Genomic DNA, 11,788 nt, shown 5'->3' on the forward strand with positions numbered 1-11,788 from the left:
TTGCAATAAAGAATTGATTACTTATATGATCAGAAGATCAAACTTGCTTATATAGGGTATGAAATGACAGAAAATACGCCAAAACTGGATGCTTCTGATAGCTTGTTAGAATTGACTTCTGAAATCGTGGCTGCACATGTATCTAACAATTCTGTAAATGCGGAAGAGTTGCCTGCCTTGATTGAACAAGTTTATTCTACCCTAGCCAATGTAGGGTCAGGTGGTGATGCAATTGATGATGATCAACCTATCACCGCGGTGCCTATTAAGAAATCAATTACACCGGATTATATTATTTGTCTGGAAGATGGAAAGAAGCTTAAAATGTTGAAGCGCCATCTGAAAACAGCATATGATATGACCCCGGAAGAATATAAAGAACGTTGGGGGTTGCCAGCTGATTATCCGATGGTTGCACCCAACTATGCTAAACAACGATCCAAGTTGGCGAAAAAAATTGGATTAGGAACTCGATAGTCTTTTTTAACCCGGTCTTGAAAATATCCGAACAAAGAGTAGTCTGACGCAAAAAATTTTATATAGAAATGGATGATTTAAGAATGTCTGAAGTTAATACCACAGCTGATCCGCAACGTGTCGAACGTCTTTGTCAGGAAAAAGGATTGAAGATGACAGAGCAGCGTCGTGTAATTGCACGCGTTTTATCTGAATCTGTTGACCATCCGGATGTTGAATTATTGTATCAACGTGCTGTTGAGATTGATGACGGTATCTCTATTGCGACAGTTTATCGGACTGTGCGTTTGTTGGAAGAAGCAAATATATTAACAAAGCATGAATTTGGTGACGGTCGTGCCCGTTATGAGGAAGTATCAGAAGATCATCACGATCATTTGATTAACGTCGAAACGGGAGAGGTGATAGAATTTCATAATGAAGCCATTGAGAAGTTACAAGAAGAGGTGGCCAGACAGCTAGGCTTCAAGCTGGTGGATCACCGTCTCGAATTATACGGCGTGCCACTTGATAGTAAAAAATCACGTTAAATTTGGGGAAATATTGGGATTGTGGAGTGGAATTTGGTCGATTTTAACCAAACCGTTATATTTCTGCCACATAACGAAAACAAAATGGGCATAAATCTTTCTTTAAAGAAGGGAACATATCAGTTTGGTATGATCCCTGGATGGAGGAAGATTTATGGCTATTCTAGATGCAGACTTTCAGTATATGCCTGAAGGTCATACTTTTGCAGATGTTTCCGGCTTTGAGCCAATCCGAATGGGGAATTTAGAGATTTCCATTACTGAAGATCCGGAAGTTATCTATGCCGCCCAACAATTACGTTATGAAGTTTTTTATGAAGAAGGAAATGCAACGCCATCCTCTTCAGCTAAAATCATGCGTTTGGACCGTGACAGATTTGATGCTGTCGCAGAACATCTTGTTGTGATCGATCATGATCATGCCGAAGGTGAAAAAGTCGTTGGAACATATCGCTTATTGCGCAAAACACATGCGAATAAATTGGGTGGATTTTACACATCCCATGAATATGACATTGGCGCGCTTGTCGGTACCGGAAAAAATTTATTGGAATTGGGTCGTTCCTGTGTCCACAGAGATTACCGCAATAAAAAGGTAATGGATTTATTGTGGCGTGGTCTGGCGGAGTATGTATTGCAGTATGATATTGATTTCATGTTTGGTTGTGCAAGCTTCCAAGGCGTTGAGATCGATAGGTATCGTGAAACATTATCCTATCTACATCACTTCCATATGGCGCGCATGGAAATTCGCCCTCGCGCATTGCCAAATCAATATGTGCCGATGAATTGGATGCCAATGGAAGAGATTGATCCAAAACGTGCCATCAAAGCTGCGCCGCCATTGATCAAAGGTTACTTACGTGCGGGAGCTGTCGTTGGTGATGGTGCTGTGGTTGATCAGCAATTTGATACAACAGATATCTGTATCATTGTTGAGACGGAGCGTATGTCAAATCGATATAAGAAGCATTATATTAAATAGTTCTGATAATAGGCATGTTTCTCATGTCTTTATTCTTGGTGAAAAAAGCGAACTAATGTAAGCTTAATGTAAGTTCAGCCTTTAAGGTTGGGGTTGTTTGAAATGTAACAGGTATCTTTATTTATCTTGTTGATTTTAAACAATATTATGGTGAAAAGTTCGTTTTTTTAGATCTGGGAGAGTCCTCTGGAAGCACAGTTTTTCCAAATTATCTCTAGTCTATGGTGCAGTCTTTGTTTGACTTTGCCCCCTAAAAGGCCGTATGGCAAGGCATTGAAAATGTCAGCGCGCCTTTTGAGCCGCCGAAATTTACGGTTTTACCGACTTTCGATACAATTAAAAACGAAACTCTCTGCCCATATTGCGGAGGATGTTTTTTATTCGAGGTTTATTATTCCTCAAGATGTGCAGCTGACAAAATTTAAACACTATAGACCTGTGTTGGGGTCACTGATTTTGTCAGAGCCTGAGGAACAGCCGTTATGACCGCGCAATTAGACATGAACCAGACTGAAGCAACAAAGAAGAATAACAAAAAACTATTCATCAAGACCTATGGATGTCAGATGAACGTGTATGATAGCCAGCGTATGGCTGAAGTATTGTCGCCGGTTGGCTATGAATTGTCTGAAACTATTGATGACGCTGATATGGTGATCATGAATACATGTCATATCCGTGAAAAAGCGTCGGAAAAAGTTTATTCCGAAATTGGTCGTATCCGTAAACATCAGGAAAAGAAAGCGGCCGATGGTGGGCGTATGCTGCTTGCTGTAGCTGGTTGTGTGGCGCAGGCAGAAGGTGAAGAAATTATGAGCCGTGCGCCGGAAGTTGATATGGTATTTGGTCCACAAACCTATCATCGTCTACCTGAAATGGTTGCCAAGGCATCACGTGCTGCGGGCCAAAAGATTTTAGATACGGATTTTCCTCCAGAAGATAAGTTTGACCATTTACCAGATGAAACCAAATCTGAAGGCGTTACAGCGTTCCTGACCATTCAAGAAGGCTGTGATAAATTCTGTACCTTCTGTGTAGTTCCTTATACACGTGGTGCTGAATCTTCCCGAAACGTGACATCAATTGTGGCAGAAGCGAAGCGTCTTGTGGCGAGCGGTGCGCGTGAAATTACGTTGCTTGGTCAAAATGTAAATGCTTTTCATGGTCAAGGCAGAGATGGAAGTGAATGGGGATTAGGCCGATTGGTCCGTCATCTGGCTGACAAAGTGGATGGATTGGACCGCATTCGTTATACAACAAGTCATCCACGTGATATGGATGATGATTTGATTGCGGCACATGGGGAATTACCTCATTTGATGCCTTATTTGCATTTACCTGTTCAATCGGGTGCAGATAATATGTTGGCGGCGATGAACCGTAAACATACGGCCAAAGAATATATGGAATTGGTTGAAAAACTATTTAAGGCGCGTCCTGATTTGGCTTTGTCTTCTGATTTCATTGTCGGTTTCCCGGGGGAAACCAAACAAGATCATGCGGATACAATTCGTTTGGTATCTGAGGTTGGATTTGGGGCTGGTGCTTTTTCTTTCAAATATTCCGAGCGCCCAGGAACACCTGCTGCAGCGTCTGAAATGCAAGTGGCGGAAGAGGTTAAAGATGAACGTTTGGCAGGGTTGCAGCAATTGTTGAATGCACAGCAGCAAGCCTTTAACGAATCTATGGCGGGCAAAACAATTCCGGTTCTATTTGAAAAACCGGGTCGCGAGAATGGTCAAATGATGGGACGTTCCCCATATTTGCAACCTGTCCATATTCAAGGGCCGGAGAGCCTAGTTGGGCAAATTATCGATTGTAAGATTGATCATGTGAAAGGTCATAGCTTATTTGGTGAAGCTGTTGAACCTTTTGTTGAAAATGAACAGGAAAGGGCGATCGCTTGAGCAAAGTAAATTCATCCGGGACCAACGGATCGGGGCAAGAAGCCCCAAGTGCTGAATATCTTGAATTTGAAGATAACAAATTATTACCGGAACTCTACGGTGAGCATGACAAACATCTGGTGCAAATCGAAAAAGCATTAGGTATTTCGCTAGTTAATCGAGGAAATCAGCTAGCAGTATCAGGTCCACAGGATGCAATTGAGGTTGCTGTTTCTGCCCTTGAATCCCTATATCGACGTATTGAATCTGGTCAGCCGATTGAAAAAGCGGATGTGACAGCAGCAATTCGTATGATTGATGAGCCTAAAAACTTGTTTGGCGAACAGGAAACGATGATCCGCACGCCAAAGAAACAATTGGTTGCGCGTACACCGACCCAAGCACATTACATCAATGGTATGACCCATAACGATTTGAGTTTTGGATTAGGGCCTGCAGGAACCGGTAAAACCTATATTGCTGTTTGTAAAGCGGTTTCCATGTTGATGGCGGGCAAGGTTGATAAGATTATTTTGTCACGTCCTGCGGTAGAAGCGGGTGAAAATCTCGGTTTCTTACCGGGGGATATGAAGGAAAAAGTCGATCCCTATATGCGCCCGATTTACGATGCCCTTTACGATACATTGCCGGGGGATCAGGTAAACCGAAAGATTGAAATGGGGATTATTGAAATCGCCCCATTGGCTTTCATGCGTGGACGTACATTGAAACATTCCTTTGTCTTGCTGGATGAAGGGCAAAATGCCACCCCTGTTCAAATGAAAATGTTCTTAACCCGTTTGGGGGAAGGTAGCCGTATGGTCATTACTGGTGATTTATCACAGGTCGATTTACCACGTGGACAGAAATCTGGCTTACGAGATGCTGTTGAAACCTTGCAAGGGATCAAAGGGATTTCATTTACCCGCTTCTCAGAAGAAGATGTGGTGCGTCATCCATTGGTGTCCAAAATTGTTAAAGCTTATGACAATCGTCTACGTATTGATCATCCGCCACAGGAAGATTAAAGCGAGAATGTGACGGTAATGTCCGAACTAGATATTGATATTATTAGAAATGCGGATCATTGGCCTGACTCCATGGATACGGTTGTGTTAAGGGCATCAGAATATGTCTGGGAACACGCACCTGAAGGGGCGGCACAAGATCGCATGGGGGAATTGGCTATTACCCTTTCTGATAATGATCAGGTACAGGCTTTAAACCGAGATTGGCGTGGTAAAGATAAGCCAACCAATGTTTTATCTTTTGCCGCCGAAGAAGGCGATGAGTTTGAATTAGAAGATATGCCACCCGAAATGGTTGCAGAAATGCCACGGCTTCTGGGTGATATTATCTTGGCATATGAAACGGTCTTGCAAGAAGCAGAGACGCAGGGCAAACTTTTTGAGCATCATTTGACACATTTGGTGATGCATGGGGTTTTACATCTCCTTGGCTATGACCATATAGAAGAGAATGAAGCAGAAGAAATGGAAGCATTGGAAACGGCTTATCTGGCTGAATTCGGTATTTCCGATCCATATATAGAAGGTTTTGAAGCCCCCGAATAATCGGGTGTAACCTAAGACGAAGGAAAAGATGACTGATAAATCGGCATCGGCATTAGACGACGAAGATGCGTCGAGATATTCTAGCCAACCTAGCCAGCAACCAAAAAAAGCTGGTGTAAAATCTGTATTAAAAGGCCTGTTTAGTAGAAATGGGGATTCCCATCTACGGGATACATTCGAAGAAATTCTTGATGAGATTGACGATCAGGATATGCCAGGAACCAGTCTTGGGGCGGGTGCTAAGGAAATTCTTGAAAATATTATTAAGGCAGGGGATGCCACTGCAGAAGACGTGATGGTGCCGCGGGCTGATATTGATTCAATCGAAGATAACACCCCACTTTTGGATGTGATTTCCATGATGGTGGAAATGCCTCATTCCCGATATCCAATTTATCATGATACACCAGACCATGTAATTGGTATGGTGCATATCAAAGATGTATTACGCGTCCTGAAAGAAAGATCAGAAACAGGAAAGATGGATACGGATTTTTCCTTATCGTCGATCCGACGTGAAGTTATGTTCGTTGCCCCGTCAATCCGCGTTTTGGATTTATTGGTTGAGATGAGAGAAAGCCGCCGTCATATGGCTTTGATTGTAGATGAATATGGCGGCGTTGACGGCTTGATTACGATTGAAGATTTGGTTGAGGAAATTGTTGGTGATATCGTGGATGAACACGATGAAGAAGATACCTCGCAATTAACTTTAATGCCGGATGGAAGTTATCGTGTGGAAGCACGCTTTGAAATCGAAGATTTTGAGGAAAAGATTGGAAAGTTCCTTAATGATGAAGAACGGGATGAAGATATCGACACTATGGGTGGCTTCATCTTCAATTTACTTGGACGTGTGCCAACCCGGGGTGAATTGGTGCATCATCCGGAATCTGGCCTGGAATTTGAAATAACGGATGCAGACCCGCGTCGTATTAAGAGAATGCGTATTCGGGGTACGGAAAATCTGACCAAATAATCAAATACAGGGTTGGGGAAGATGCATAAATTCATGACGATTTTGGGTGGTCTACAGGTCGCATCCATTAAAAAGAAAATGTTGCTTGGGGTCGTTGCCGGTGCAGTTATGGTATTGGCATTGCCACCTTATTATATCTATCCAATTTTATTTGCAGCTTTTCCGATTTCTGCATGGTTAGTGGCGGCCGCTAGGACCAAGAAGCAAGCCTTTTGGACCGGATGGGCGATTGGATTTGGATATCTCGTTTTCGGTCTATATTGGATCAGCCATGCATTGATTATCTTTTCCGATGATTTTTGGTGGATGGTGCCCTTTGCAGCGATTGGTTTACCAGCCTTCCTTGCCATTTACACAGGTTTGGCTGGTTTATCAGTTTATTGGTTAAAATCTGTACCTGCCCGCATTTTAGGATGGGGGGCGGCCTGGCTGGTGGCTGAATGGTTACGTGGCACCATGTTGACCGGTTTACCATGGAACCTGATTGGTCAAAGTTGGGGCATGTTGAATGAGATGACCCAACTTGCCGCCTATATCGGAATTTATGGGATTAGCCTATTGGTTGTTGTGGCGGCAACGACATTTGCTTTGATCCCATTTAGTCTACCAAAGGTTCAGAAAGCTTTGTTGGCAATCGCTATTTTGATACCTGTTGGGTCCTACGGATTTGGGGCGTATCGATTAAATACGGCTGAAGATGTAAATGCGAGCGAGGCCTTTGGCATGCGTATGGTTCAATCTGGTATCCCGCAAAAAGAAAAATGGGATCGCAAATATAGCCGGCGTAATTTTGATCTTCATTTAAGTCTATCTATAAAAGATCGTCCGGATTGGGTGCGTACAATCATTTGGCCAGAAACAGCGGCAGCATTTATGTTGGCCGAAGATAAACTGGCATTAGATACAATCGGTTTGTTGTTACCGCCTGACGGGGTTTTATTGACAGGCGCGCCACGTCGTGAGTTTGTCTCAGAAGATATAGATCCTCAAGGCGTGAAACTATACAACTCTATGCTGGCGGTTGATAAAACAGGTCAGGTCTCTGAAGTTTATGATAAGGCGCATCTGGTGCCATTCGGTGAATATGTGCCGTTGAAGGAAATTCTACCGATAGATAAAGTGACGCAAGGGGCCGTAGATTATTCATCTGGCCCGGGGCCCAGAAGTTTGAATATTAACGGTCTTCCAATGGTAGGGCCTTTGATCTGTTATGAAGTCATTTTCCCAGCACAGGTCGTTAATGAAATACAGCCACCAGAATGGTTGTTAAACTTAACGAATGACGCATGGTATGGTCGCACATCAGGCCCCTATCAGCATTTGGAAATCACCAGATTACGTGCGATTGAGGAAGGCATTCCAGTTATTCGTTCCGCTAATACAGGTATTTCTGCGGTGATTGATCCTTATGGTCGGATTTTACAATCTATTCCGCTAGAAGAAAGTGGGGTTGTAGATTTTTACCTTCCAAATGCGATTAGTGAGAAAACAGTATTCCATACGGTTGGGAATAGTATCTTTGGCGGATTACTGGCAATATGGGTTATACTTCTGATCGTTATGCAAAGACGGAAAAATTGAATTTCCATTTTAATGGATAGAATTTTGATTGCGAAATTCTTTCGGACTTACACCAATTTTCTTTTTAAACAAGCGAGAGAAATATTGCGGATATTCAAATCCCAATTTATAGGCGACTTCAGAAACAGTTGTATTATTAGCCAGTAGCAGATCTTTTGCTTCATCCAATAAATATAGATGGATATGTTCTTGGGCCGCTTTCCCTGTTTCCGCTTTCAGCGTATCACTTAGATAGCGTGGAGATACATTCATCTCTGCAGCAATATCTTCGATCTTGGGCATGCCGGATGCTGTAAAACGGCCATCATCAAAATAAGATTGGATGGCTGTCTGGAAACGTTCAGAAATTTCGTTCGACAGTTCTGCGCGGTTTAAAAACTGACGTTTATAATATCGGTTTGAATATTTAAGTAATGTATCTAGTTGAGACAGGATCAGTTCCTTACTGAATTCATCTGGATTTCCTTTATATTCATCATGAATATTTTGCATCAAACCACGCATCATCTTTTCCTCTTTTGGGGAAAGATGAAGGGCTTCATTCACCGTATATGAAAAGAAACCATATTTCTTGATGCTGTCGCGGATAGGATGTCCTTTGAAGAAATCTTCATGGATTGCGATAATAATTGCGTCTCGGCTAACCACGACATTATTGGCCTGCATAACTTGACGAGGGGCAGTGAACATCATGGAGCCATTATCGAAGTCATATTTAGTACGCCCGTAATAGATTTCACCGGAAATAACGCGTTTGATCGCAATCGTGTAAAAGTCGGATGTATAACTGATACCGCTGGTTGCACAGGCTGCAACATTTTGATCTTCCCCCCCGAATTGATCCACGTGACAAACACCAAAAAACGGATGTTCCGGGCGCTCATGCCCAATAAAATCGGCAAATTCACTGATAGATTTAAAGTGAAACATTGGTTCTGTCATAATGCACCTGATTGTTTTTGTTTTCTTATCCTATCATATAGGAAGAAAAATAAGAAATGGCAGCCCCTAAGCAGGGAAGAATGGGAAATGGGGCTGCCATTTAGTTGGCTTTAAACGATGCTAAAGCCGGATTTTGTAAACGGAAGGTCGGTGATCCGTTTACCTGTTTTTGCGAAAATCGCATTTGCTACCGCAGGTCCTGTTGGTGGAACAGATGGTTCCCCCACACCCGTTGGTGCTTCGTTAGATTGGACGATAATCACGTCGACTTCTGGCATTTGGCTGATACGAAGTGGTTCGTAATCAGGGAAGTTTTCCTGATCAACCACACCTTCTGTCATAGTGATCTCATTTTGGGCAATGGCCCCTAAAGCGAAACCTACGCCACCTTCCATTTGCGCTTTGACCACATCGGGGTTTACCGCGACGCCGCAATCAACAGCCACATGGATTTTGTTCACAGATACGTCTGTCTCATCTTCCACAGAAACATCAGCAATAATGGCGACATATGTGTTGAATGAGAAATGTGCCGCAAAGCCACGCTTATCACCTTTTGTCCATCCTGCTGCTTTAGCGACTTCCTTAATCACACCTGCAAGGCGTGCTTGTTGAGGGTTCGACATATCCAGCATGGAAAGGCGTAATTCAACGGGGTCTTGATCAGTGGCTGTTGCCAACATATCCAGCATGCTTTCCATTGCATAAGCTGTATGGGTATGACCCACAGAACGCCACCATAAAACAGGCATTGGTGTTTCATAATCGCTTAATCCAACCGATTGATTTGGAATATTGTAAAGAGGATGTGCAACACCTTCTACTGAGGTGTGATCTAATCCATTTTTCACCAAGAATGGCTCAAACGCAGTTCCCTTGACAATGGATTTTAGGGAAAGACGATGATCCCACCCAACAATCTTGCCATCTGCATCCAGACCGATGGAAGCTTTATGGGCGGCCATTGGACGATAATATCCGCCTGCAAGATCATCTTCGCGGCTCCATACCAACTTGACTGGTGTTCTTCCGCCTAAAGCAGCAAATGCCAATGCGGCTTCCATATGGTAATCAGATTGGGCATTGGCACGACGGCCAAAGGAACCACCCGCATATACGGTTTTAATTTCGACTTGCGAGGCTTCCAACCCAAGAACATGGGCAACAACACCCTGTGTCATGGTTGGGAATTGGTTACCATCAATGATACGCACGCCATTATCTGTTGCTTCGATCACACAATTCATTGGTTCCATAGGGGCATGAGCCAAGAATGGGAAGGTGAAATCAGCTTCAACTTTGCGATCAGCACTAGCAACCATAGGAACCACTTGATCCGTGGTTTGCTCATGGGCTTGGAATTGAGGTTTATCAAGCAAACGTACATGTTCTGCTAAGGCTTCATCTGATCCACGGTTATCCGCATTGCTGAAGTCCCATTCTACGGATAATGCTTCGCGTGCTTTAAGGGCTGCCCAAGTATTTTTGGCATATACGGCAACACCTGCTTTGGTCGGTAATTCACGTGCACCGATAAAGCCGTTTACTTGAGAGGCTTCTGAGGCATCAAATGACTTAACTGTGCCACCAAATTTAGGACTGCGCTGGATCACGGTGTAAACCATACCAGGCACTTTTACATCCATTGCAAAAGTGGCGGTGCCATTTGTTTTTGCATAGCTGTCTTTGCGTGGCAGGTCGATTTTCCCAATCAAATTGAATTGATCTGGAGTTTTAACCGTCGGGTTTTCAACAGGTGTGAGTAGGGCAGCTTGATTAATGAATTGGCCAAAATGCGCTTGGTTTGATCCACTGATGAGCATGCCTTTTTCGACTGTGATATCAGATGGTGACACATTCCAGCTTTTTGCGGCTGCGCGGACTAAAAGATCGCGGGCTGCGGCACCAGCTTGGCGATATTGCATGAAGGAGTTTGCGATTGCTGTTGAGCCGCCTGTACCTTGCATACCAAAGAATAGGTTCTTGTATTTATCGGTATCAGCAGCGGCGAAATCGGTTTCAACCTTTGACCAATCTGCATCTAGCTCTTCCGCAACCAAAGTTGTCAGACCAGTTGTCGTACCTTGACCCATTTCAAAATGTTTAATGATAACAGTTACAACGCCATCATTATCAATACGTACAAATGGGTTGATGTCTGTTGATTGACTACCTGCGGCGGCTAAAACGCCTTTGGAATTCATCCCAATAACAAGGGCTGCTGCACTTGCGGCAGACGCTTGCATAAATCCACGACGGGAAAGATTAACACCCATGATTATGCCTCCAATCGTGTGGATGCCAGTTTAATGGCATCTTTAATACGTACATAAGTTGCACAACGGCATGCATTACCATCCATATAATCATCGATTTCTTCATCAGATGGTGATGGGTTTTCAGTCAGAAGACCAACTGCCGACATAATCTGACCGGATTGACAATATCCACATTGGACAACATCTTTTTCACGCCAAGCTGTTTGTACTGCCATGGCAACTTTATCGTTAAGGCCTTCAATTGTGGTAATTTCGCTACCAACTGCGTCTTCGATAGTTGTTTGGCAAGAACGTGTTGGTTCACCATCTACATGAATGGTACATGCACCACAAGATGCCACACCGCATCCAAATTTAGTGCCTGTCATATCGAGTTCATCGCGGATCACCCATAACATTGGTGTGTCTGGATCCGCCTCAACGCTACGGGTTTCCCCATTAATTTTGAGATCGTATTTCATCAGTCGCTCCTCTGGTCCTGATACGGTATTCGGTGGAAGCGGCCTTTTGCGGCTCTAATTCCCTATAAACTGAATAATAGATATAGGAAGTATA

At 43.5% G+C, this 11,788-nt stretch carries 11 protein-coding genes; 8 read left to right on the forward strand and 3 right to left on the reverse strand.

Translation table 11 applies throughout. The annotated features are described in order from the left end of the window. Positions 1–63 precede the first annotated feature (63 nt). The 8 genes from E1160_RS03010 (at position 64) to lnt (ending at position 8,012) form a co-directional block, all read left to right on the forward strand. The gene (locus E1160_RS03010; protein ID WP_155153516.1) at positions 64–477 is read left to right on the forward strand and encodes a MucR family transcriptional regulator; all 414 of its coding nucleotides are present in this window, start codon (positions 64–66) and stop codon (positions 475–477) included. Positions 478–560: 83 nt separating this feature from the next. Further along, complete coding sequence (locus E1160_RS03015) at positions 561–1,007, forward strand: Fur family transcriptional regulator (protein WP_155153517.1); 447 nt, start codon at positions 561–563, stop codon at positions 1,005–1,007. Positions 1,008–1,161: 154 nt separating this feature from the next. Then, the gene (locus E1160_RS03020) at positions 1,162–1,992 is read left to right on the forward strand and encodes a GNAT family N-acetyltransferase (RefSeq protein ID WP_235914029.1); all 831 of its coding nucleotides are present in this window, start codon (positions 1,162–1,164) and stop codon (positions 1,990–1,992) included. Between the two features lie 482 nt (positions 1,993–2,474). Next, positions 2,475–3,899, forward strand: coding sequence for a tRNA (N6-isopentenyl adenosine(37)-C2)-methylthiotransferase MiaB (gene miaB, locus E1160_RS03025; RefSeq protein WP_155153518.1), 1,425 nt, complete (start codon positions 2,475–2,477; stop codon positions 3,897–3,899). Beyond that, positions 3,896–4,906 (forward strand): PhoH family protein, encoded by a 1,011-nt coding sequence (locus E1160_RS03030; RefSeq protein ID WP_155153519.1) that lies wholly within the window; start codon positions 3,896–3,898, stop codon positions 4,904–4,906. The genes miaB and E1160_RS03030 overlap by 4 nt, the downstream gene beginning before the upstream one ends. Before the next feature lie 9 nt (positions 4,907–4,915). Beyond that, entirely contained in the window at positions 4,916–5,452 is a 537-nt protein-coding gene (ybeY, locus tag E1160_RS03035) for an rRNA maturation RNase YbeY (protein ID WP_407923885.1), read from the forward strand. Between the two features lie 28 nt (positions 5,453–5,480). Continuing rightward, positions 5,481–6,431 carry a hemolysin family protein gene (locus tag E1160_RS03040; protein WP_155153521.1) on the forward strand — a complete coding sequence of 317 codons (951 nt, stop codon included), beginning with the start codon at positions 5,481–5,483 and terminating at the stop codon, positions 6,429–6,431. A 21-nt stretch (positions 6,432–6,452) separates the two neighbouring features. Further along, positions 6,453–8,012 carry an apolipoprotein N-acyltransferase gene (gene lnt, locus E1160_RS03045; protein ID WP_155153522.1) on the forward strand — a complete coding sequence of 520 codons (1,560 nt, stop codon included), beginning with the start codon at positions 6,453–6,455 and terminating at the stop codon, positions 8,010–8,012. Positions 8,013–8,021: 9 nt separating this feature from the next. Here the strand turns inward: lnt and E1160_RS03050 are convergent, their stop codons facing one another. From E1160_RS03050 to E1160_RS03060, 3 genes are all read right to left on the reverse strand, one after another. Further along, positions 8,022–8,954 (reverse strand): helix-turn-helix domain-containing protein, encoded by a 933-nt coding sequence (locus tag E1160_RS03050; protein ID WP_218048676.1) that lies wholly within the window; start codon positions 8,952–8,954, stop codon positions 8,022–8,024. Positions 8,955–9,064: 110 nt separating this feature from the next. Then, positions 9,065–11,230 carry a xanthine dehydrogenase family protein molybdopterin-binding subunit gene (locus E1160_RS03055; protein ID WP_155153523.1) on the reverse strand — a complete coding sequence of 722 codons (2,166 nt, stop codon included), beginning with the start codon at positions 11,228–11,230 and terminating at the stop codon, positions 9,065–9,067. Between the two features lie 2 nt (positions 11,231–11,232). Continuing rightward, the gene (locus E1160_RS03060; protein WP_155153524.1) at positions 11,233–11,694 is read right to left on the reverse strand and encodes a (2Fe-2S)-binding protein; all 462 of its coding nucleotides are present in this window, start codon (positions 11,692–11,694) and stop codon (positions 11,233–11,235) included. Positions 11,695–11,788 lie beyond the last annotated feature (94 nt).

Origin of the sequence: Curvivirga aplysinae (assembly GCF_009711445.1) — a bacterium.
Classification (GTDB): domain Bacteria; phylum Pseudomonadota; class Alphaproteobacteria; order UBA8366; family Aestuariispiraceae; genus Curvivirga; species Curvivirga aplysinae.

What these genes read in the sequence shown, in the direction of transcription:
- E1160_RS03055 (WP_155153523.1), bottom strand. Translation starts at nt 11,230, where the DNA reads ATGGGTGTTAATCTTTCCCGTCGTGGATTTATGCAAGCGTCTGCCGCA.
- E1160_RS03050 (WP_218048676.1), bottom strand. Translation starts at nt 8,954, where the DNA reads ATGACAGAACCAATGTTTCACTTTAAATCTATCAGTGAATTTGCCGAT.
- E1160_RS03020 (WP_235914029.1), top strand. Translation starts at nt 1,162, where the DNA reads ATGGCTATTCTAGATGCAGACTTTCAGTATATGCCTGAAGGTCATACT.
- E1160_RS03010 (WP_155153516.1), top strand. Translation starts at nt 64, where the DNA reads ATGACAGAAAATACGCCAAAACTGGATGCTTCTGATAGCTTGTTAGAA.
- miaB (WP_155153518.1), top strand. Translation starts at nt 2,475, where the DNA reads ATGACCGCGCAATTAGACATGAACCAGACTGAAGCAACAAAGAAGAAT.
- E1160_RS03040 (WP_155153521.1), top strand. Translation starts at nt 5,481, where the DNA reads ATGACTGATAAATCGGCATCGGCATTAGACGACGAAGATGCGTCGAGA.
- E1160_RS03060 (WP_155153524.1), bottom strand. Translation starts at nt 11,694, where the DNA reads ATGAAATACGATCTCAAAATTAATGGGGAAACCCGTAGCGTTGAGGCG.
- lnt (WP_155153522.1), top strand. Translation starts at nt 6,453, where the DNA reads ATGCATAAATTCATGACGATTTTGGGTGGTCTACAGGTCGCATCCATT.
- E1160_RS03015 (WP_155153517.1), top strand. Translation starts at nt 561, where the DNA reads ATGTCTGAAGTTAATACCACAGCTGATCCGCAACGTGTCGAACGTCTT.